This window comes from Agrobacterium sp. NPDC058088 (genome assembly GCF_042885035.1).
GTDB lineage: Bacteria > Pseudomonadota > Alphaproteobacteria > Rhizobiales > Rhizobiaceae > Agrobacterium.
On record NZ_JBHVSU010000001.1, the window covers coordinates 846,077 to 868,184 of the forward strand.

Consider the following 22,108-nt stretch of genomic DNA (forward strand, 5'->3'; position numbering starts at 1 on the left):
CTCACCATTATTTGCTCACAATACGCTGGCAAGAGCTGCAATGCGTAGATGGTGGAACACGTAATGGTCGAAAAAAATGTCGCGTATAACCGGGACGCCCGGTCCGAAGGGTTCGCTGACAACGATCCTCTGGCAGAACTGGCGCGTATCGTCGGCTTTGAAGATCGTCCTTCGCATGCGGGTTCCGAGGTCCAGCCACGCGCTGCATCGCCGGTCGTCCGCCGCGAACCCGAATTCAATCTCGAAGACGAGTTGCTTCGTGAGTTCGAGGTTTACGATGCGCCGCACGCCGATCCGGTCGTTCTTGACCCGGCGAACGATGTTCGTGCCGGCATCCATCCCAATTATTTCATGCAGCGCGTCGAGCAGGTTTTCGCCCGCCGCGAGCCCGAGCTTGCGCCGATGGATGAACCCGCGCCGCAGCCGCAGGTGAGGCAGGAGCCGCTTGCCGAGGTCGATCAGGCCTATATCCATAATTACGTCGAAACATCCGGGCAGCAGGATATTCGCGCCGATTTCCGTGATGACGCCGGTGCGGTGGCGGAGGTTTTCGATGTGCATTCGCGCCAGCCGCGCGCTGCCGAGCCGGTTGTTTACCAGCAGGCCGCGCCCCAGCACGCGTGGGAAGAGCCGCAGGTCGTCGAGCCGTCGCAGCCTGAGTGGCATGCCATGCCGGAACTCCCGGCCGATGTTTCCAGCAATATTTCTTCCGGCGCTCACGCCCATGCGTCGGAGCCTCAGGCTTTCGATCTCGCCGATGAGGTGGAGATTGCCGTTGCCGAAGAAGCGCCCGCGCCGGTTTCGGTCCGTCCTCCTTCGCATGCCGGCCGTTCGTCGCTGGAATTTTCCAGCCTGAGGCTGCCGCTCGCCAATTTCGGTGCACGTCGTGATGTTTCGGCCGTCGATCCGCGGCGGGTGGAGCCGCGATCCGAACAGCAGCCCGCTGCGGCCCGGATCGAGCCGCAAGTCGAGCCCGCTCCCGTCGTTGTTCAGGCCGAAGATACCGCGCCATCAGTTGCGCATCCGGTCGCCGAGGTCTTCACGCCTGCCGCAGAACCGCTGTCGGCGGCAATTGCCGAGAAGCCGGCGGCGAAAAACCTCTCGCCGATGGACGAGCTGATTTACGGCGTTGCGCAATATTCCATTCCCGAGCGCGGCGAGCCGCCGATGGTAAAGGCCGAGCCAACTCCGCAGGTCGCGAAAGTCGAGCCGCCCGTGGTTGTCGCATCAGCACCCGCGAAGGCAGCGCCGGTCGTTGCCGCAGCGCCCGCATTACCCGTCGACGAGCCGGATTTCACGGATTTCGCCGGCTTCAATGATGATGATTTCGAGCTTGCGCTCGATGATCTCGACCTTGATCTGGATCTGTCCGAAATCGCTGAAGCGGAGGTTGCGCCGACACCTGCACCGCAGCCCGTGCGTCCGCAGCCCGCCGCGCCGGTTGCTGCTGTTGCGCCGCAGCCGGTGAGGGAACAGCCTGCGCCGCAGACACGCCCCGCGCCCGTTGTTGCCGCGGCGCCAGTCGCCGCAGCTGCCGCTCCGGTTCAGCCGCGTCCCGCTGCCGTGCAGCCGGCTGTGCCGCAAACACTGGAAAGCCTGCCTTTCGATCCTTCGCAGATCGGCGAAACGGAAGAACATCCGGAAACTATCGTCGAGATGGATGTGCCGGAACTGCCGGTCGGGGTTTTCGAGCCCAAGCCCGCCGCGCGCCGTCACGAGGAAGATCTCGATATCGATACCGAGCTTGCGACGCTGTTTGCACCTGCTGTCGCTGGTGGTCTCGACCGTCACAAACATGCGGAAAACCGCGGTGCTGCCCAGGCGCGCCCTGCGCCGGCTCCGGAAGAAGCCGATGAGTTCGAGCGGGCGCTGGAAGAGGATTTCCGCCGCTCCATGCAGGAAGCTGCCGCTTCCCGTGGCAATGCGTCCCGCGATGCCGAAAATACCTATGTCGATCATCAGGCCGCCTATCGCGACGAGGATGAACGCGGCGGTCGCCGGTGGATCATGCCGGTCGCCGCAGCAATCGGTCTGGTGCTGATCGGCGGCGGCGTTTACGCGCTGGTGTCCGGCGGCTCGTCTAGCACCGGCTCGAATGGTGCGCCGGTTATCATTTCCGCCGATAACGATCCGATGAAGGTTGTACCGGAAAATCCGGGCGGTCGCGTCGTTCCAAATCAGGACAAGGCGGTCTATGATCGCGTGGCTGGCGGCAGTGCTGCCGATCCGAAGCAGCCGGCGCTGATTTCCAGCAACGAGCAGCCGGTTGATGTGGTTCAGCGCACGCTGATCCCCGAACAATTGCCGCTGGAAGGTGAAAACGACGCGGATATGGAATCCGCCGGCACGCCGGTTGGCGAGACCGAGGATCCACGCCTGCTCTCGCCGGAAGAAAAGGCCGCCCAGCACGAAGGTGCTGGCGCAACGGGCGTTTCGCCGCGCAAGGTCCGCACCATGATCGTCAAGCCTGACGGTACGCTAGTGGCGCAGGAAGTCGACGCTCCGGCTGCCCAGCCGCCAAAGGCCGACAAGGTGGCCGAGCTTGCGGCACCACAGACCGCCAAGCCGGGTGAGGGCGCTCCCGCCGTCATCGCCGCTTCGCGGGTTCCGGTGGCGCCGGAGCAGGCTCAGCCTCAGGCCAATACGCCTGCCGCCGCTGCCAAGCCGGCAGCGCAGTCTGCAGCACCGCTTCCTGCGGCGCGTCCGTCCTCGCAGCCCGCCAATGTGGTGGCAACGGTTACCAATCAGGGCAATGTCCGCCCGGCGGCAACCGCTCCTGCCCAGCAGCAGACGGCAGCCGCGACTCCGGCTGCGACCAGCACGCCGTCTGCCGGTGGTTACTATATCCAGATCGCCTCGCTGCCGAGCCAGGCCGAAGCCCAGAAGTCCTACCAGAACATGTCGGCCAAGTTCGGCTCTGTCATCGGTGGACGCGGCGTCGACATCAAGGCCGCCGAAATCGCCGGCAAGGGTACGTTCTACCGCGTCCGCATCCCGGCGGGTGACAAGAACGAAGCCGTGGCGCTGTGCGAAAAGTTCCGCTCGGCCGGTGGCAGCTGCCTGGTGGCACGCTGATAGCGGCCATTACGGCTCGAAAGCTTGGGGTTGCCGTCTAAGGCAACCCTTCTTTTGGGTGGGAAGGGTTTTCCCCACACGCGACGTCATCCTCGGCTTTGTGCCGAGGATCTGCCAACGTTTCGCCAACCGGTCGGTTGCAGATGCTCGGGACAGGCCCGAGCATGACGGCGGAGAGTTTGACACTCCTCCCCACATCTTTCGATACAATGCCATTTCCCATTCCATTTCCTGAAAGCGTCACACCATGACCGATTGCAAAGCTATGATCCTCGGATGCAGCGGGCTTTCGCTGACTGCCGACGAAATCGCTCTTTACCGCGACGAACGGCCCTGGGGTTTCATCCTGTTCGGTCGCAATATCGGCGAGCCGCAGCAGATCACCGATCTCGTCGCCGCCATGCGCGATGCCGTCGGGCGGCCAGATGCGCCGGTGCTGATCGATCAGGAGGGCGGACGGGTCCAGCGTATCAAGCCACCGATCCTGCAGGCCTATCCGAATGCCCGCATTCTCGGGGAAATCTACGAGCGTGACAGGGGTGCCGGTCTGCGTGCAGCCTGGCTGATGTCGCGACTGCACGCGTTTGACCTGATGAAATTCGGCATTAATGTCGATTGCCTGCCGGTGCTCGACGTGCCGGTGGAAGGTGCGAGCAATGTCATCGGCAACCGTGCTTACGGTTACACGCCGACCATGGTGGCCGAGATGGGGCAGGCGGCGGCCGACGGGCTGAAGGCGGGCGGCATGCTGCCTGTCATGAAACATATGCCGGGTCATGGCCGCGGCATGGTGGATTCGCATCATGAACTGCCTGTGGTCGACGTACCGCTCGATGAGCTGGATGCGCATGATTTCGTGCCCTTCCGGGCGCTGAACCACGAATTGATGGCCATGAGCGCGCATCTGGTATTCAATGCCGTCGACCGCGAACGGCCGGCGACGACTTCACGGAAGGTGATCGAGGAGATTATTCGCGGGCGGATCGGATTTGACGGCCTGCTGATGTCCGACGACAGTTCAATGAACGCGTTGAAGGGTACGCTGGGTGAAAGAGCTGCGAATATTGTTGCTGGTGGCTGCGATATAGTCTTGCATTGCAACGGCGTGATGGGTGAAATGCTTGAGGTCGTGAAAGAGGTTCCCGTTCTTTCCGGCCGCTCGCTGGAGCGGGTGCGGGCAGTTGAAGCGGGTTTCCCGACTGCGGACCCATCCGACGAAGCGGAACTGAGAGCCGAATTCAACGCCATGTGGGCCGTTTCCTGACGATCGCGGGGGCGGCCGCTCACTCGGGATCAAGGCCGGACGCCCGGCGGATGGAACAATGGCCGCAGACAAGTCTCGCAATTCAACGCCGATGGACAAGCTCTGGCAGGATGTGACGCCGGAGCGGCTGACGGGTGAGGCCGGGCTGGTCATCGATGTCGCGGGTTTCGAAGGCCCGCTCGATCTTCTCCTGCATCTTGCCCGCACGCAGAAGGTCGATCTGTCGCGCATTTCGGTGCTGGCGCTTGCCGAGCAATATCTGCAATTCGTGGAAAGCGCGCGGCGCGTGCGTATCGAGTTGGCGGCCGATTATCTGGTCATGGCCGCGTGGCTCGCCTTCCTCAAGTCCAAGCTCCTCATTCCGCAGCAATCCAAGGATGACGGCCCCTCGGGTGAGGAAATGGCTGCGACGCTGGCCTTTCGGCTCAAACGCCTGGAAGCGATGCGCGAGGCGGCGGAACGGCTCATCAATCGCGCCCAGCTTGGCCGCGATGTTTTTGCCCGTGGTGCGCCGGAGCATATTCCGCATATCAACCGCTCGGCCTACGAGGCCAATCTTTATGATCTCCTGAGCGCCTATGCCAATCTGCGGCAGCGGCAGGCCATCACCCAGGTCACGATTGAAAAGCGGCAGGTCTGGTCCCTTGTCGAAGCGCGCGAGCTGCTGACCAACCTCCTTGGCGATGTCGGGGAATGGACCGTGCTCGATCAGTATCTGCTGCAATATGTGCCCGATCCCGCGATGCGGGTGACGGCGATCGCCAGCGCCTTTGCTGCTTCGCTGGAGCTGGTGCGCGAGGGATCGCTGCAAATCCGGCAGGATGGGGCTTTCCAGCCCATCTATATGCGCCGTGGTACGAGGGATGATCGTGCGGCGGTTGCCGAGAGGACTGACAATGACTGATAATGATGAGACAGCCGAGGCGACGATCGTGACGGAAGGGGTGGGATCAGACCCCACGGTATTTTCCGAACGCCAGTTGAAAGAGGCCGAGCGGATCGCCGAGGCTTTGGTCTTCGCCTCGGCCGAGCCGGTTTCCCCGGGTTTCATCGCGGAGCGCCTGCCGCGTGGCATGGATGTCGACGCCGTTCTGCAGCGCCTGAAAGCTGCCTATGCGGGCCGGGGCGTGAACTTCGTGCAGGTGGGCGGGCAATGGGCCTTCCGCACGGCTGGCGATCTTTCCTTCGTCATCCGTGCCGAGGAAAAGGAACCGAAAAAGCTCTCGCGCGCGGCGCTGGAAGTTCTGGCGATTATCGCATATCATCAACCGGTGACACGCGCCGAGATCGAAGAAATTCGTGGTGTCCAGACCTCGCGCGGCACGCTGGATGTGCTGATGGAGGCGGGCTGGGTCCGGTTCCGGGGCCGCAGGCGCACGCCCGGCAGGCCGGTGACGATCGGCACGACGGTGGAGTTTCTCGACCATTTCGGCCTTGAGGAGTTGCGGGATCTGCCGGGCCTTGAGGAGCTGAAGGGCGCAGGGCTGCTTTCTGGCCGCATACCCTCCAATTTCGGCGTGCCCTTGCCGATGATGAGTGACGAATTGCGTGAGGACGAAGACCCGATTACGCAGCTTGATCTGGAAGAGCTGGGCCTGCTTGCGCCTGGTGGTGGCGACGGCGACGATTGAGATAGTCGTCGCGTCGGCGACAGCACGCAAAAACTTTATGCTCACACCCTGTTGAAGCGGCAATTTGTTGTTTGAAAAAGCCTTTCAAACGTCTTACATCGTCTGAAAGCGAAATTCAGGAGTTTTGAATTATGGGTTCTTTTAGTGTGTGGCATTGGCTGATCGTGCTGGTGATCGTTCTCGTTCTCTTTGGACGCGGCAAGATCCCGGAACTGATGGGCGATGTCGCCAAGGGCATCAAGAGCTTCAAGAAGGGCATGGCTGACGAAGATCAGACGCCGCCGCCGGCCGATGCCAACACGAAGACCGTCGACCACAAGGCTGACGAGATCAAGTAAGCGGCCCTGCCGTTTGGTGTGAGACTGACGCGCGTTAGGGTCTCGGGAGCATATTGATGTTTGATATCGGCTGGAGCGAGCTGCTGGTGATTGCGGTCGTATTGATCGTGGTTGTCGGGCCGAAAGACTTGCCGCCCATGATCCGGGCCTTTGGCAAGACCATGGCTGGCCTTCGCAAGATGGCGGGGGATTTCCGCACCCAGTTCGATGAGGCCCTGAAAGAGGCCGACATGGACGATGTGCGCCAGACCATCTCCGATGTCCGCAATCTCAACCCGACAAACTCGCTGCGCGACGCGATGAACCCGCTTCGCCAGCTGGGGAACGAAATCAAATCAGATCTCCAGAAGGCGACGGCTGCACCGGATGCCCTGTCGTCCACCCCGGCGCCGGCGACCAGCGAGCCTGTTGCGCCGCTGGTCAGCGTTCCCGAGCCTGAGATGAAGCTCCCGGATACGCCGCCTGTCACAGCCACCACCCCTGTCGCGGCACCTGCCGTAACGGCGGAAAAGCCGAAGCGCACCCGGGCGAAATCGATCGCCACTGTCGAGGCAGAAACGGTTGCCGCCAAGCCTAAACGTGCCAGCCGCACCAAAGCTGCTGTGGCGCCAGAAGCCGTTGCTGTGGATTCCACCGAGACCGCTGCTGTAAAGCCGACCGTAAAGGCAGTCGTCAAAAAGGCGACCGTCAAGAAGGTCGCGGCTGAAAAGCCTGTCGTGGTGGCTGAGGCCAAGCCGGCCAAAGCGACAAGAACAAAGGCTGCAAAGCCCAAAAAGGATGAAGCATGAGCGGGGATATCGAGGACAAGCCGCAGCCGCTTATCGAACATCTGATGGAACTGCGCACGCGGCTGATCTGGTCGCTCGGTGCATTTTTTGTCGCCTTCATCGCCTGTTTCGCCGTTGCCAAGCATCTCTTCAACCTGCTCGTCATTCCCTATAAATGGGCGGTGATCTGGGCCGGTCTCGACGTGGCGAAGTCGTCGCTGATCTATACCGCGCCGCAGGAATTTTTCTTCACGCAGATCAAGGTCGCGATGTTTGGCGCGATGGTGATCTCCTTTCCGGTGATCGCCTCGCAGCTCTATAAATTCGTGGCGCCGGGTCTCTACAAGAACGAACGGGCCGCCTTCCTGCCGTTCCTCGTCGCATCGCCGATCCTGTTCCTCATCGGTGCCGCACTCGTCTATTTCTTCTTCACGCCCATGGTCATGTGGTTCTTCCTCGCCATGCAGCAATTGCCTGTCGACGGTGAAGTGGCGATTTCGCTGATGCCGAAGGTGTCGGAATATCTCAGCCTCATCATGACGCTGGTCCTGTCCTTCGGCCTGGTGTTCCAGCTGCCCGTCGTCACCACGCTTCTGGCGCGCGTCGGGTTGTTGACCAGCGACTGGCTCAGGGAAAAGCGCAAATTCGCTATCGTCATGGCCTTTGTGGTTGCCGCCGTGCTGACGCCGCCGGACCCCATGTCCCAGATCGGTCTTGCGCTGCCTGCGATCATTCTCTACGAGATTTCCATCTACATGGCTCGACTCGTGGAGAGGAAACGTGCGGCGGAATCCAAAAGCACGGAGCTGGAAGAGACCTGACGATTTGCGAAGGTCTACCCGCTCATAAAATCTCCTCACGCCGGGCCTTTGCCCGGCGTTTTGCTGAGGGCAATGCAACAACGGTCTGGAACGACGATGCACGACATTAAATGGATACGTGAAAACCCCGAAGCCTTCGATGCGGCGCTTGCACGCCGCGGCGCGGAGCCTGCTGCCAGCGGCCTGATCGCGCTTGATGAAAAGCGCCGTTCCGTCATCCAGTCCCTGCAGGACATGCAGTCTCGCCGCAATGCCGCCTCCAAGGAAATCGGCGCCGCCATGGCGCAGAAGAACATGGAGCTGGCGGAAAGACTCAAAGCAGAAGTCGCCGACATCAAGGAAAACATGCCGCGCGCCGAGGAGGAGGACCGCCAGGTCACCGCCGAGCTGAACGACGCCCTGTCGCGTCTGCCCAATATTCCCTTCGACGACGTGCCCGACGGCAAGGACGAGCACGACAATGTGGTGACCCGCGTCGTCGGCCAGAAGCCTGGCTGGAACCATGAGGCCAAGGAGCATTTCGAGATCGGTGAAGCGCTCGGCTACATGGATTTCGAGCGCGCAGCCAAGCTTTCGGGTTCGCGCTTTACCGTGCTGACCAGCCAGATTGCCCGGCTGGAGCGGGCGCTTGGTCAGTTCATGATCGATCTGCACACCAGCGAGCACGGATACACGGAGGTCTCCTCGCCGCTGATGGTGCGCGACGAGGCGATGTTCGGTACCGGGCAATTGCCGAAATTTGCCGAAGACCTGTTCAAAACCACGGATGGCCGCTGGCTGATCCCGACGGCCGAGGTGACGCTGACCAACCTCGTGTCAGGTGAAATTCTCGAACAGGAAAAACTGCCGCTGCGTTTCACCGCGCTGACCCCGTCCTTCCGTTCGGAGGCGGGCTCAGCCGGTCGCGATACGCGCGGCATGCTGCGCCAGCACCAGTTCTGGAAGTGCGAGCTTGTTTCGATCACGGATGCGGAAAGTGCGGTTGCCGAGCATGAGCGCATGACGGCCTGCGCCGAGGAAGTTCTGAAACGTCTTGGCCTGCATTTCCGCACCATGACGCTCTGCACCGGCGATATGGGCTTTGGCGCGCGCAAGACCTACGACCTGGAAGTGTGGCTGCCCGGTCAAAATACCTATCGCGAAATTTCGTCCTGCTCGGTCTGCGGCGATTTCCAGGGCCGTCGCATGAACGCGCGTTATCGCGGCAAGGACGACAAGTCGACGAAGTTCGTGCACACGCTGAACGGTTCCGGCACGGCTGTCGGCCGCTGCCTGATCGCCGTTCTTGAAAATTACCTGAACGACGACGGTTCCGTCACAATTCCAGAGGTGCTGCTGCCCTATATGGGCGGACTGACGCGAATCGAGAAGGCGGCTTAAGAAAGCGCGGCATCGTGCTATTGGAAACAGAGTTTGCCAATTGCTCCGACCGTCATCCTCGGGCCTGTCCCGAGGATCTGCAACCTATCGATTTATGTGGACGTGATTAGATCCTCGGGACGGGCCCGAGTATGACGTTGAGGGAACTGCACACTTCACCGCCGGAGGAGAGGATGCTCCGTCCCTGAAGACATGAGAAGCGGAGAGAGAAACATGCGGATTTTGCTGACAAACGACGACGGTATCCACGCCGAAGGGCTGGCGGTGCTTGAACGTATCGCCCGCACATTGTCAGACGACGTCTGGATCGTTGCGCCGGAGACGGACCAGAGCGGTCTCGCTCACTCCCTCACACTGTCCGAGCCGCTGCGGCTGCGCAAGGTTTCCGACAAGCATTTCGCGCTGCGCGGCACTCCGACCGATTGCGTCATCATGGGCATTCGCGAGGTTCTGCCCGAAAAACCCGATCTCGTGCTGTCGGGCGTCAATGCCGGCGCGAATATGGCCGATGATGTGACCTATTCCGGCACGATTGCCGGCGCTATTGAAGGCACGTTGCAGGGCGTACGGTCTTTCGCGCTGAGCCAGGCCTTCAGCCATGCTGACGGGCGCATTGTGCCGTGGGAAGTGGCGGAGACCTATGCGCCCGATCTTATTCGCAAGCTGATAAATGTCGATCTGCCCGACGGCACGTTCCTCAATCTCAATTTCCCCAATTGTGCGCCCAAGGATGTGCAGGGCGTGTCTGTCACCGGGCAGGGCAAGCTCGATTTCGGCCTGACGGTGGAAGAGCGGCAGGATGGTCGCGGTCTTCCTTACTATTGGCTGCGCTTCGGCGAGCGTCTCGGCACCTTCCGCGAGGGCACGGATATCCACGCCATAAAGCATGGCAAGATTTCGGTTACGCCGCTTAAGCTTGACCTGACGGACTACACGGTCAAGGATCGGGTTGCGCAAGCACTTGGATTCGGAGTAGCCGATTGAAATCTGCCATGGTCGAAAAGGAAGGTTTTGCCGCTCTGGTTCTCCGCCTGCGGGGCGAGGGGATTTCCGATCTTGACCTTCTGACGGCGGTTGAGCAGACGCCGCGTTCCAAATTCGTGCCGCCGCAATTTGCGGCCGATGCCTATTCCAGCCGTACGATCCCGATCGACTGCGGCGCCTTCATGGAAGGCGCTGACATGGCTGTGAGGATACTTGCCCGTCTGCAGCTGAAACCCGGCCAGCGCGTGCTTGAGATCGGTACGGGCAGCGGTTTCATGACGGCGATCATCGCGCGCCGGGTGGAGCGGGTCTTTTCGCTGGAGCGTTACAAGACGCTGGTGCAGCAGGCGCAGAACTGTCTTGATGATCTCTCCATCCGCAATGTCGTCATTCGCCAGGCGGATGGCAGCAACGGTCTGGTGGGTGAGGGCACCTTCGACCGGATTGTTTCAACCGCTGCCTTCACCACCATGCCCCGCTTCTTTGCCGAGCAGATCGTTTCCGGCGGCATGATGATCGCGCCTATTATCGTCGAGGATGATCGCTGCGTGATGACGCGCTTCTCCAAGACCGGCAGCCGCTTCGAGAAGGAAGAGCTGTTCGAGGCCCCTTACCTGCCCCTCAGCACCCACATTGCCCGGCATTTGTGACGACATGAAAATTTTGAAGGCAATTAATTTTTGTCTTCTAATGTTCTGAATTGTCGCAACTATTTGATTTTCAATATCATTATTGTCCCAACATGACGCATCCTGTTTTCGTCATGGTTATCGAAGTGTCAAAAAAGCGCCAAACGGCTTAACGTTTTAACGGCGTGGTAACACTAACGCGCTTTAATCATAAACATCGACGCATGGTTTTCCCCACCTCGGGAAATGGGCCTTGCAAGAAATGAAATTTGTGCCGGATCGGTCTCGATGCGGTGGGTTGGCGTCAGTGTAGATCGAGTCATGCGTATGAGACATTCGTCTAAAATCGGAAAATCAGTCGCAAAAATGTTCGCAGCGGCATTGCTGGCAAGCGTCGCAACGGGCTGTAGCTCGGATGCAACGCGGTTCAGCGGCCTCTTTTCCAGTGGACCGGATCGGATGACAACGGCGTCAATTCCAGCCCGTCAGGGCGGCGGTGCTTATGCGCAGGCCCCGGTTCCGCAGGGCGACATGAATGGCGGTTACGCCTCTGCCGCACCGCAGGGCGGATACGCCAACCAGAACATGGCGGGCAATTCCTATCCGCAGCAATCGGGTGGTTATGGCGGCGTTCAGCCTTCCACGGCCCGTGCTTCGGCTTCGCCGGTGCAGCGCTCCGAACTGTCGGCCCCGACGGCGGTGGCAAGCCGTGATCCGTCGACCCGCAACGAAGCCATGGCCCAGCCTTTCCCATCTGCCCAGCGGCAGGCCGCGCCGTCTCTTGCCGCACCTGCCCAGCAGGCCGCTGCTCCCGCTGCGGATAACCTGACCACCGCAACGGTTCGCACTGACAAGAACGGCTGGCACACGGACGGTGCGTCTTCGGTCACGCTACGCCCCGGCGAAAGCATTGCAACGCTCTCCAACCGTTACGGCGTTCCGGAAAAGGAACTGCTGCGGGTCAATGGCCTGAAAACCGCGTCTTCGGCGCAGGCTGGCCAGTCGATCCTCATTCCAAAATTCGGCCAGGTCCGTAACGCCGCCAAGGATGCCGCAGGCAATATCGCTCTCAACCGCAATGGCGACCAGCCGACACCGCTGCGTGCCCCTGATGGAAACGTGGCCGTGCTGCCGTCGCAGGCCGCCGCCCGTGACAAGGTTTCCGGGGAAGCCAACAAGCTGACGCCTCCGGGCGGCAAGCCCCTGCCGCCGACCGGTGGTTACAAGGTTCAGCCGGGCGACAGCCTGGCGAAGATCGCCCGGGCAAACGGCGTGTCGGTTGCAGCGCTCAAGGCCGCCAATGGCATCTCCAACGAGAGCATCCGCGTCGGTCAGACACTCAACATGCCGGGTGCGGGCACGGATGCAATCAAGACGGCCTCCGTTCCGGCCAAGGAAGCGGCGGCAGTCAAGGCTGTCGAAACCGCATCGGTGAAGCCAGAGCCCTATAAGGCCCCGGCTGCGGCTCCCGCTGCCTCTGCGCCCGCCACACCGGCGACCGCAAGTGTCAGCGATATCGAGAAGAAGGCTGACATGGCCTCCGTCGCGCCGGAATCTACCGGCATCGGCAAATATCGCTGGCCGGTTCGCGGCGCTGTCATCAATAATTTCGGTGACAATGTCGAAGGCAGCCGCAATGACGGTATCAACATCTCGGTTCCCGAGGGTACGCCGATCAAGGCCGCCGAAAACGGCGTGGTCATCTATGCCGGCAACGGCCTGAAGCAGCTCGGCAACACGGTTCTCGTCCGTCATGACGACGGCAAGGTCACGGTTTACGGCAACGCCGCCAATCTCGACGTTCAGCGCGGCCAGAAGGTTCAGCGCGGCCAGACCATCGCCACCTCAGGCATGACCGGCAGCGCCAAGCGTCCACAGGTTCACTTCGAAGTTCGCAAGGATGCGACACCGGTGAACCCATCCACTTTCCTTGAATAGGTATTGCGTCTCAAGGAATGATGAAGCCGGGTGATGAGCCCGGCTTTTTCATTTTTGGGGTGGGGGTGTGGAATGCATTGCGTTTTTGCTGCATGACACATCTCCTCCGTCATGCCGGACCTGATCCGGCATCCAGCCGACGCGCGTCGGCGCGGCGAGAGGGTCCTTTCAGCCCAAGGACTTGGGCTGGCTGGATACCGGCTCAGGGCCGGTATGACGGAAGTGGGGAGGCGGCCTGGGCGCCGACGCTGTTCCGTTCTGACGCCTGTTTACCGCTTCACCAAACCCACCGTCGCCTCAATGAAATCAGCAATCGCTGCCGTATCGTCCAGATCGAAGACGGGAAGGGCCGTGTCCGTCACCGCATGATCGGCGGCAATTGCGATGATGTGCGGATCGAGCGGCGCGAGCGGTTCAGTCTTGGCCGCTTCCAGCCGGCGCGCCTCGATCTTCGGCACGGGTTCGTATTTATAACCCTCGATCAGCACGAGATCGCATGGCGCGAGGCGGGAGAGGATGTCCTCGAAGGAGGGCTCGGGTTCGCCGCGCAACTCGTGCATGATGGCGAAACGGGTGCCGGAGACGATGGTGACCTCGTGCGCGCCCGCCTGTCTGTGACGCCAGCTATCGGCGCCGACCTTGTCGATATCGAAATCATGATGGGCGTGCTTGATGGTGGAGACGCGGTAACCGCGTGCCGTCAGTTCGGTGACGATGCGCACCGCAAGGCCGGTCTTGCCCGAATTTTTCCAGCCAGCAATGCCGAAGACCTTCTGTTCGCTCATGTTTCCATACTCTCCAGATGGCTGCGCGCCAGAGCCAGTTCATCCGGCGTATTGATGTTGAAGAACGGATCAAGGCTTCCCTTGGCCGTTTCCAGCGGTGGGAATGCCACGCCGATGGTGACGTGGCGGGCGAGGAAGGCGCGGATGCGGCGGTTCGCATCATTCTTCAGCCAGTCCTCGAGGTCGTCGGCGAGCGCCACCGGCCATAGCGCGAAGACGGGGTGAAGCTGGCCGCTGGAGGCGGCGATGACGATCGTATCTGTCGACAGGTGCTCGCAAAGCCGCGCCACCAGATCGTCGGGGAAAAACGGGCTGTCGGCGGGCGCCGTCAGGAAATGGCTGCCGGTGGTGTCGCGATTGCGGTAGTGCCGCATACCGGCGAGAACGCCCGCGAGCGGCCCGGCATGGCCGTTCAGCGTATCGGGCAGAAGCGGCAGGCCGAAACCCTCTGCCCAACTGCCCTTGTCGGTCGTGGCGGCATTGATGGTGACATCACAGACCTGCGGCGTGATGCGGCGGATGACATGGGAAAGCAACGGCGCATCGCCCAGCGTTACCATCGCCTTGTTGCTGCCCATGCGCCGCGAGAGCCCGCCGGCAAGCACGAGACCGGGTATCGTTCGGGATGGCGCGCTCATTGCCGCTTTTCCTGCAGCCTTACGACATAGGTGGTGAGGAGGGCGACAAGGCCGGTCGCCAGCATCACCAGGAGGAGCGGCCAAGTTCCGTCCTCCCTGGACAGGACCGAGGAGGCGAGCACGGAAAGAGCCGCGCCGCCGCCGATGGTCATGGCGCCGCCGAGACCGGAGGCGGAGCCTGCCAGATGCGGCTGGACGCTGACCATGCCGGCATTGGCGCTTGGAAGCGTTACGCCGTTGCCGACGCCGATCAGGGCAAGCGGCACGAAAAACGCATAGGCGCTTTCCGCCCCGCCGGTTATCAGCAGGATGGCGGCCACGATGCCGGCAATTCCGATCACATTGCCCGAGAGCATCATTCTGTTGATGCCGATCTGGCTGGCATAACGACCGGAGACGAAGTTGCCGAGCATGTAGCCGCTGGCCATGAAGAAAAATTGCAGGCCCAGCATGGCGGGGGTCAGCCCGTAAAGCACGCTGCCGACGAAGGGCGCGCCGCCCAGGAAGGAAAAGAACATGCCTGACGAGAAGGTCGAGGTCAGCGCATAACCCCAGAATAGCGGCGAGCGCAGAAGCTCCGGCCAGGCGTGGAATTGCTGTGAAAAACTCGCTGACTTATTGTGGTTGGTTTCGCCTAGATCGAACCAGGCGAGCACCAGAATACCGGCACCGAGAAGCGCGAGCAGTGCAAAGCTGGATTGCCAGCCGGAAAAGTCATTCAACAGGCCGCCAACCGTCGGGCCGACCATCGGCACCACGGACATGCCCATGGTCACATAGCCGATCATCGAGGCCGCCTGTTCCATGGGCACCATGTCGCGCACGATCGCGCGGGCGAGCACGAAACCGGAAACCACGGCCGCCTGGGCCACGCGCCCGATCATAAAGACGGTAATGTCGGACGCCAGCATGCAGACCAGCGTGGCGGCGATCATGATGGCAATGCTCGCCAGCATGACGGGGCGGCGGCCGAAGAGATCGGAAAGCGGGCCGATGACGAGTTGCAGCAGGGCGGTGGCGGCGAGATAACCCGATACGGCGAACTGCATCACGGCGTAATCGATCTCGAAATAGAGCGCCATGGCTGAAAGCGACGGCAGGAACAGGTTCATGCACAGCGCCGCGACGCCGGCGATGACGACCAGCGTGATGATATGGGGCGGGGTGGTCCGGTCGAGGAAACGGCTGTTTTTCATGTCATTCTCCGGCCTCTTCCGGAACTGTAGCTTTCGTTACGGAAACCGGTCTTACCGTTGTTGCGGCGGTTGGTGTCGCGGCCGCGCGCTTGGCCATCTGCGAGCGTTTGCGCAGGCTTTCGCGATAGAATGTATAAAGGCCCGAACCGATGACGATCATGGCGCCGATGATGGTGTAGCTGTCGATCTTTTCGTTGAAGAAAAACACACCGATCATGAAGCCCCAGAGCAGGCCGGTGTAACGGAACGGTGCGACGAAGGAGATTTCGCCAGTACGCATCGACAGGATGATGGCCTGGTAACCGACCAGTACCAGAACGGCCGAACCGGCCAGATGCGACACGATTGTGAAATTCATCGGCTGCCAGCCGCCGAAGGGCATGATCAGAAGCCCGCCCACCGCCATGTTGACGAAGGCGGTAATGACGGTGATGGCGAGCGAAGGCACATCGGCATACATTTTCCGCGTCAGCAGATCACGCGCGGCAGTAACCGCGAGCGATGCGACGACGAGCAGCGCGCCTGGGGTGAAACCTTCCGGGCCGGGCCTGATGATGATGAGCACGCCGATGAAACCAACGATGATGGCCAGCCAACGCCGCCAGCCCACCGGCTCGCGCAGGAAAAGTGCGGCACCCAGCGTCACCACCAGCGGCAGGGATTGCAAGATGGCCGAGGCATTGGAGAATTCGATCAGGCCAAGCGCCGTCAGATAAAGAACGGCAGCTGTCACCTCGCAGAGACAGCGCAGGATGATGATGGGCCGCAGCAGCGTCCTCAGCGGCCGCAGCGCCCCGAAATGCCGGGCGGCGATATAAATCAGCACCACGGTCATGATACCGCGCACGAACATGATCTGGCCGGTGTTGATATAGGGGGTGACGGACTTCGTCAGCGCATCGTTGGCCGTGAAGCTTGCCATTGCGAGCGCCATGAAAAGTGCGCCGCGCGTATTGTCCGTCAATGCCATTCCCAAATATCCCAGACCATGCGCGGTATCCCGCCGCCCTTGCCGGGCGAGGTGGGCAGCCTCCCAGGCATCACCACGCATTCCTCCATAGATAGAGACGTGGCACGGTAGGGCCGGCAATTCAACCGTTTATATCGGTGGGTGCGCGAGAAAGACGTTCAGCCGGCCTCAGCCGCCGGTCACGCTCATATGGCGCGCGACGGCGGGGCGCTTGTGGGTCCGGTCGATGATGAAATCGTGTCCTTTCGGCTTGCGCAGGAGGGCTTCATCGATGGCACTGGAAAGATAGGCGTCGCTGTCGGAGGCGCGCAGCGCCGTGCGCAGATCGGCGGCATCATCCTGGCCCAGACACATATAAAGCGTGCCGGTGCAGGTGAGGCGGACGCGGTTGCAGCTTTCGCAGAAATTATGGGTCATTGGCGTGATGAAGCCGAGCCTGCCACCGGTTTCCTTCACCGTGACGTACCGGGCAGGTCCGCCGGTCTGGTAGTCGCTGTCGACAAGCGTGAAGCGCCGTTCGAGATCGGCGCGCAGCTTTGAGAGCGGCAGATAGCGGTCTGTGCGGTCTTCCTCGATCTCGCCCATCGGCATGGTCTCGATGACCGTCAGGTCCATGCCGCGGCCATGGGCGAAGCGCATCAGCTCGGGCATTTCGGCGTCATTGAAATCCTTCAGCGCCACGGCGTTGAGCTTGACCTTGATGCCTACCGCCTGCGCGGCATCGAGCCCTTCCATGACCCGGTCGATATCGCCCCAGCGGGTGATCTGGCGGAATTTATCGCGGTCGAGCGTATCGAGCGACACGTTGATGCGGCGCACGCCGCAATCGGCAAGTTCGGCTGCGAATTTCGCAAGCTGCGAGCCATTGGTTGTCAGCGTCAGTTCGTCGAGCGTCCCGCTTTGCACATGGCGGCCAAGGTTCCTCACTAGCGACATGATGTTCTTGCGCACCAGCGGCTCGCCACCGGTGAGACGCAGCTTGCGCACGCCGCGCGTTATGAAGACGGAACAGAGACGGTCGAGTTCTTCGAGCGTCAGGAGATCCTTCTTCGGCAGGAAGGTCATGTGCTCGGACATGCAGTAGGTGCAGCGGAAATCACAGCGATCGGTGACGGATACGCGCAGATAGGTGATGGCGCGGCCGAACGGGTCCACCATCGGTGTACTGTTGTCAGTCAGTGTTTCCGCTTTTCCAAGCGAACCGGGGAAACTGTTCACGTCTCCATCCTTACCGCGCCGTTGCGCCTTTCCCATGATGTAGTGACTTGCCTATCGTGAGGCAAGTCCGTAATTCTGGCGTATGTGGTGAACTTGCGGAAGTGAAATATGAGTGATGCCTGGCCGACCGAGTTGCTTGTGTCGAAGGATCGGCGCGAATTGACGGTTTCCTTCGACGACGGAAGCGTTTACCGGCTGGCGGCCGAGATGTTGCGCGTGCTTTCGCCATCGGCGGAAGTGCAGGGTCACGGGCCGGGCCAAAAGGTGACCGTGCCCGGGAAACGCGATGTCGCCATCCGCTCCATGGTCGCGACCGGCAATTACGCGGTGCGCATCGTTTTTGACGATGGCCATGACAGCGGCATCTACACCTGGAAATATCTAAAGGAACTGGGTGAGACCGGGGATGCGCTGTTTGCGGATTATCTGCGGGAGCTTACCGAAAAGGGCTTGAGCAGGGAACCGCGATTCCGCTAGGCGCTGACCTCCCTCACTCCTATGACAAGCACAAAAACAAGGGGAGGAGGACGGCGGCATCTGAAACACCGTGTTCCGGCAGCAAATAACCCGTTGAATCCTCGCTCTGTCCCCGACGAAAATCGTTTTCGCTTTTCACGCCGATGCGCTAGGAAGTGAGGGAGGGAACACCCTCGTCTTATTGGTTTTCAGCGGGGTGGCGTGTGGCTGTAGAAGCGAACGGAAATGATCTGGCCCAGGTGGTCGTGCTTTTGGCGGCGGGCGTTGTGGCCGCGCCGATCTTCAAGCGCATTGGCCTCGGCTCGGTGCTGGGTTATCTCGCCGCCGGCCTTGTGATCGGGCCTTACGGTCTCGGTTTCTTTTCCGATTCGCAGGCCATCCTGCACATTGCGGAACTGGGCGTGGTGATGTTTCTGTTCATCATCGGCCTTGAAATGCAGCCGTCACGGCTGTGGTCCATGCGGCAGGATATTTTCGGGCTCGGCGCATTGCAGGTGCTAGTCTGCATGGGTGGTCTGACGCTCGTGGGTGTCAGTCTCGGCTTCCCTGTCATCATGTCCTTCGTTGCCGGCACCGGCTTCGTGCTGACCTCGACGGCGATCGTCATGCAGATGCTGCAGGAGCGTAACAGCATGTCGAGCCTGAAAGGGCAGCGCATCATCGCGATCCTGCTGTTCGAAGACCTCGCCATCGTGCCGCTGCTGGCGCTTGTCGCCTTTCTCGGTTCGGGCGGGGAACATGTGACGGCCTCGGAGCGCTGGCTTTCGATCGGCATCGCGCTTGCCGCCGTCGGTGCGCTCATCCTCGCCGGGCGTTATCTACTCAACCCTTTCTTCCGCCTGCTGGCGGCCTCCGGTGCGCGCGAAGTGATGACGGCTGCGGCGCTGCTGGTGGTGCTGGGATCCGCGCTTCTGATGCAGGTCAGCGGTCTTTCCATGGCCATGGGCGCGTTTCTGGCCGGCGTGCTGCTGTCGGAATCCTCCTTCCGCCATCAACTGGAGGCGGATATCGAGCCGTTCCGCGGCATTCTGCTCGGTCTGTTCTTCCTCGGCGTCGGCATGGCGATCGACCTTGCCGTCATCGCCTCCAACTGGCAGCTCGTCGTGGTTAGCGTCGCCGGTTACATGCTGCTCAAGGCCTTCCTGATCTATGGTGTGGCGCGTGCGCTCGGCACCACCAGGCGTGAAAGCCTGGAACGGGCAGTGCTGATGGCGCAGGGCGGCGAATTCGCTTTCGTGCTCTATTCCGCCGCCGTCAGCGCCGGTATTCTCGACCGCGAGGCCAACGCCATCCTGACGGCGACCATCATCATTTCCATGGTGCTGACGCCGCTGATGGTCATCCTGCATGACCGGCTGGTGCCGGCGGCTGTTCCCAATACTGACGATCTCGACATGCCTGAAAATGTCGAGGGCAGCATTCTCCTGATCGGTTTCGGGCGTTTCGGCCAGATCGTCAGCCAGCCGCTTCTGGCGCGCGGATACACATTGTCGCTGATCGACAAGGACGCCGACTTCGTGCGCGATGCGGCGGAATTCGGCTTCAAGGTCTATTATGGCGATGGCTCGCGGGCGGAGATCCTGCATGCCGCCGGTGCCAGCACGGCGCGCGCTGTTCTCATCTGCGTCGACGACAAGGAGGCAGCGGTCAGGATCGCGGAGATCGTCAAGCACGAATTTCCCTTGGTTCCGGTTCTCGCCCGCGCCTATGACCGCGGCCACGCGATCGATCTTCTGAAGGCCGGCGTGGATTACCAGATTCGTGAGACGCTGGAATCGGCGCTGAATTTCAGCGAGGAAGTTCTCGGCGCCATGGGTGAAGAGCGTGAAGACGCTGCCCGTCTGGTGGAGGAATTCCGCGACCGCGACGAAGAGCGTTTCGCGATGGAGGTCGTCGGCGGCATTTATGCCGGCCGTTCGCTGATCCGTGGCAACGCCCAGCCGGCCGATCTCGTCGCCGCGCGCACGGCGCGCGAGCGGGCGGAGCGGGAAAAGGCGGAAGCGGCGGAAGAGTAAGGGATTGCGCCCGGCGGTGTCGCAGGGTGATTTCGAGGGATAGGAACTGACATGACGATCATTCGCACGGTTGAGGAATTAAAGGCCATCTATGACGGCACAAGCGAAGCATCGATCGCCAAGGTAACAGCCACGCTAACGGCCGAATACAGGTTGATGATAGAGACTTCGCCGTTCCTCGCGCTTGCGACGGTCGGGCCGGAAGGCATGGACTGTTCTCCGCGCGGCGACAAGGGCGGCGTGGTGCGGGTGGCCGATGACAGGACGGTGCTTCTGCCGGATTGGCGCGGCAACAACCGGGTAGATTCGCTTCTGAACATCGTGCGCGATCCGCGCGTGGCGCTGATGTTCCTGATCCCCGGTTCGAATACGACCATGCGCATCAATGGCCGTGCGGTGGTTTCCGTCGATCCTGATCTGCTGCAAAGCTTCGAGATGGACGGCAAACATCCGCGCACCGTTATCGTGGTGACGATTGACGAAGTCTATTTCCAGTGCGCCCGGGCGTTGATGCGCTCGGAACTGTGGAACCCCGATAATTTCGTCGACCCGGCGTCGCTTCCGACACCCGGTCTTCTGCTCAAGGCCGCAAAGGCGGAGTTCGACCAGGAAACCTATGACCGGGAATGGGCAGCGCGGGCGGCGAAGACCATGTGGTGAGGCGTCATTTGCCGCGGTAATAGGTTGCGCGCTTAAGAGGGCGTGCGCTTAACCGCCCCCAATGCCTGTGGAAAACACAGGAAGAAGACCTGGGAGCACTGCATTTGATGCTCCCTTGCCCCATCCGTCTCATGTCCGATAAATCAGCCAGTTTTTGCCGGTATAATTGTTCTGCATTCCGTCCTCGTAAAAGACGGAACGGTTCCGGCCGGTTTCCTTGGCGTGGTAGAGTGCCATATCGGCATGGCCGTAAAGTTCGCTGGGATTGGTGGCCCTTGCGGCAGAGGCAAAGCCGATCGAGATGGTGACCGTGCCGTAATCCGCGCCTGATCTGGAATTGCGGAAGGGCGTACTTTCCAGCGACAGGCGGATGCGTTCGCACATCACCATCACCTCTTCCGGTGTGTTGCCATCCAGAATGATGGCGAATTCCTCGCCGCCGCTTCGGGCGACGAAACCGTCCTTGCGTACATTGGCGCGGATGACGGAAGCGACGGTAGCGAGAATCTTGTCGCCGACCGGATGGCCGAACGTGTCGTTGATGCGCTTGAAGTGATCGATATCCAGCAGCACGAGCGTGGTATATTGCAGGCCGATGGAGCTGTCATAAACCGAGGCGAGGCGGTCGTCGAAAGCACGCCGGTTGGAGAGGCGCGTCAGCGAATCCGTATTGGCGATGCGCTTGTACTCATCGAGCTCAAGGCGCACCTGATGCATTTCCTCGGCATGGCGGTTGACGTCGTTGAACGTCTTTTCACCGTCGATGATTTTCGAGCCGGTAGCCTCGGCCAGCAGCGAGATCGCATTTCGCAGAATATTGCTGCTGGCAGCGTTCTTGTCATCGATGCGCTGGCGTGTTTCGCCGAGAATGCGGTTGTAATTCTCGATGGAGGATTGTTCGCGCTTCAAGGTGCCGAGCAGCGCCTCCAGTTCGCGCCGCAGTTTTTCCTGCGCATCGTCGATGGAGCGGTTGGGATTGCCTTCGCCGTATCGCGACGACAGGTCATCGAGATCCTCCTGTGTTGCCTTGTTTCCAAGTGCCGCCAGGTCTTTTGTCAGCGCCGGGTTTGAGCCGATGTAGGCTTCGTAGAACAGACTATAGTTGCGTGGGATCGGCGAAACACCCATGGTTCGCATGGCATAGGCAATCTGCCCGGCAATGTCGGGCCCCGTGGTTTTGGGCGTGGATGCCGTGTTCATCAAGAAACTCCAGTGAGTCTGCTTATTGACTATGATTATTATTATGCGAGCTGTTTTGGAAAGCTTAATTTATGGAAAACTAATTTTTGTTCGCTGAAACTTCTTTTTTATCGATTTTTATC

Annotated in this window: 20 protein-coding genes; 14 read left to right on the plus strand and 6 right to left on the minus strand. The window is 61.0% G+C overall.

Annotated features, from left to right (window positions below; all coding sequences use genetic code 11):
• Positions 1 to 63 precede the first annotated feature (63 nt).
• The 11 genes from ACFVTJ_RS04270 to ACFVTJ_RS04320 all read left to right on the plus strand — a co-directional run bounded on the left by ACFVTJ_RS04270 (position 64) and on the right by ACFVTJ_RS04320 (position 12,827).
• Positions 64 to 3,075, plus strand: coding sequence for an SPOR domain-containing protein (locus ACFVTJ_RS04270; protein WP_386904889.1), 3,012 nt, complete (start codon positions 64 to 66; stop codon positions 3,073 to 3,075).
• A gap of 247 nt (positions 3,076 to 3,322) precedes the next feature.
• On the plus strand, positions 3,323 to 4,339 hold the full coding sequence (nagZ, locus tag ACFVTJ_RS04275) for a beta-N-acetylhexosaminidase (RefSeq protein WP_386904891.1): 1,017 nt from the start codon (positions 3,323 to 3,325) through the stop codon (positions 4,337 to 4,339).
• A 58-nt stretch (positions 4,340 to 4,397) separates the two neighbouring features.
• Positions 4,398 to 5,243, plus strand: coding sequence for a segregation and condensation protein A (locus ACFVTJ_RS04280; protein ID WP_386904892.1), 846 nt, complete (start codon positions 4,398 to 4,400; stop codon positions 5,241 to 5,243).
• Positions 5,236 to 5,970: an SMC-Scp complex subunit ScpB gene (scpB, locus tag ACFVTJ_RS04285; RefSeq protein ID WP_386904894.1), complete on the plus strand. Its 735-nt coding sequence runs from the start codon at positions 5,236 to 5,238 to the stop codon at positions 5,968 to 5,970. The genes ACFVTJ_RS04280 and scpB overlap by 8 nt, the downstream gene beginning before the upstream one ends.
• Before the next feature lie 131 nt (positions 5,971 to 6,101).
• Positions 6,102 to 6,308, plus strand: a complete 207-nt coding sequence (locus tag ACFVTJ_RS04290) for a twin-arginine translocase TatA/TatE family subunit (protein ID WP_003509722.1) — start codon at positions 6,102 to 6,104, stop codon at positions 6,306 to 6,308.
• A gap of 56 nt (positions 6,309 to 6,364) precedes the next feature.
• Positions 6,365 to 7,096, plus strand: coding sequence for a Sec-independent protein translocase protein TatB (tatB, locus tag ACFVTJ_RS04295; protein ID WP_386904896.1), 732 nt, complete (start codon positions 6,365 to 6,367; stop codon positions 7,094 to 7,096).
• A complete protein-coding gene (gene tatC, locus ACFVTJ_RS04300; RefSeq protein WP_386904898.1) occupies positions 7,093 to 7,896 on the plus strand; it encodes a twin-arginine translocase subunit TatC in 804 nt (267 codons plus the stop codon). Before tatB ends, tatC begins: the two co-directional genes overlap by 4 nt.
• A gap of 96 nt (positions 7,897 to 7,992) precedes the next feature.
• On the plus strand, positions 7,993 to 9,276 hold the full coding sequence (serS, locus tag ACFVTJ_RS04305) for a serine--tRNA ligase (protein WP_386904899.1): 1,284 nt from the start codon (positions 7,993 to 7,995) through the stop codon (positions 9,274 to 9,276).
• Between the two features lie 213 nt (positions 9,277 to 9,489).
• Entirely contained in the window at positions 9,490 to 10,260 is a 771-nt protein-coding gene (surE, locus tag ACFVTJ_RS04310) for a 5'/3'-nucleotidase SurE (RefSeq protein WP_386904901.1), read from the plus strand.
• Entirely contained in the window at positions 10,257 to 10,910 is a 654-nt protein-coding gene (locus ACFVTJ_RS04315) for a protein-L-isoaspartate(D-aspartate) O-methyltransferase (protein WP_386904903.1), read from the plus strand. The genes surE and ACFVTJ_RS04315 overlap by 4 nt, the downstream gene beginning before the upstream one ends.
• A 345-nt stretch (positions 10,911 to 11,255) precedes the next feature.
• Positions 11,256 to 12,827, plus strand: a complete 1,572-nt coding sequence (locus ACFVTJ_RS04320; RefSeq protein ID WP_386904905.1) for a peptidoglycan DD-metalloendopeptidase family protein — start codon at positions 11,256 to 11,258, stop codon at positions 12,825 to 12,827.
• Positions 12,828 to 13,096: 269 nt separating this feature from the next.
• Here ACFVTJ_RS04320 and mobB read toward each other — a convergent pair whose 3' ends face one another.
• The 5 genes from mobB to moaA form a co-directional block, all read right to left on the minus strand.
• Positions 13,097 to 13,612, minus strand: coding sequence for a molybdopterin-guanine dinucleotide biosynthesis protein B (gene mobB / locus ACFVTJ_RS04325; protein ID WP_386904907.1), 516 nt, complete (start codon positions 13,610 to 13,612; stop codon positions 13,097 to 13,099).
• The gene (mobA, locus tag ACFVTJ_RS04330) at positions 13,609 to 14,250 is read right to left on the minus strand and encodes a molybdenum cofactor guanylyltransferase MobA (RefSeq protein ID WP_386904909.1); all 642 of its coding nucleotides are present in this window, start codon (positions 14,248 to 14,250) and stop codon (positions 13,609 to 13,611) included. The genes mobB and mobA overlap by 4 nt, the downstream gene beginning before the upstream one ends.
• Positions 14,247 to 15,446: a multidrug effflux MFS transporter gene (locus tag ACFVTJ_RS04335; protein WP_386904911.1), complete on the minus strand. Its 1,200-nt coding sequence runs from the start codon at positions 15,444 to 15,446 to the stop codon at positions 14,247 to 14,249. The genes mobA and ACFVTJ_RS04335 overlap by 4 nt, the downstream gene beginning before the upstream one ends.
• Position 15,447: 1 nt before the next feature.
• On the minus strand, positions 15,448 to 16,416 hold the full coding sequence (locus ACFVTJ_RS04340) for a DMT family transporter (RefSeq protein ID WP_386904913.1): 969 nt from the start codon (positions 16,414 to 16,416) through the stop codon (positions 15,448 to 15,450).
• A gap of 168 nt (positions 16,417 to 16,584) precedes the next feature.
• Positions 16,585 to 17,634: a GTP 3',8-cyclase MoaA gene (gene moaA / locus ACFVTJ_RS04345; protein ID WP_386904914.1), complete on the minus strand. Its 1,050-nt coding sequence runs from the start codon at positions 17,632 to 17,634 to the stop codon at positions 16,585 to 16,587.
• 108 nt (positions 17,635 to 17,742) lie between these two features.
• Here moaA and ACFVTJ_RS04350 point away from each other — a divergent pair, with 108 nt between their 5' ends.
• The 3 genes from ACFVTJ_RS04350 (at position 17,743) to ACFVTJ_RS04360 (ending at position 20,786) form a co-directional block, all read left to right on the plus strand.
• A complete protein-coding gene (locus ACFVTJ_RS04350) occupies positions 17,743 to 18,111 on the plus strand; it encodes a gamma-butyrobetaine hydroxylase-like domain-containing protein (protein WP_386904916.1) in 369 nt (122 codons plus the stop codon).
• Between the two features lie 203 nt (positions 18,112 to 18,314).
• Positions 18,315 to 20,126, plus strand: coding sequence for a monovalent cation:proton antiporter-2 (CPA2) family protein (locus ACFVTJ_RS04355; RefSeq protein WP_386904918.1), 1,812 nt, complete (start codon positions 18,315 to 18,317; stop codon positions 20,124 to 20,126).
• Positions 20,127 to 20,177: 51 nt separating this feature from the next.
• Positions 20,178 to 20,786: a pyridoxamine 5'-phosphate oxidase family protein gene (locus tag ACFVTJ_RS04360; protein WP_386904920.1), complete on the plus strand. Its 609-nt coding sequence runs from the start codon at positions 20,178 to 20,180 to the stop codon at positions 20,784 to 20,786.
• Between the two features lie 129 nt (positions 20,787 to 20,915).
• On the opposite strand, the gene ACFVTJ_RS04365 is transcribed toward ACFVTJ_RS04360, so the two are convergent.
• Complete coding sequence (locus tag ACFVTJ_RS04365) at positions 20,916 to 21,986, minus strand: diguanylate cyclase (protein ID WP_386904922.1); 1,071 nt, start codon at positions 21,984 to 21,986, stop codon at positions 20,916 to 20,918.
• Positions 21,987 to 22,108 lie beyond the last annotated feature (122 nt).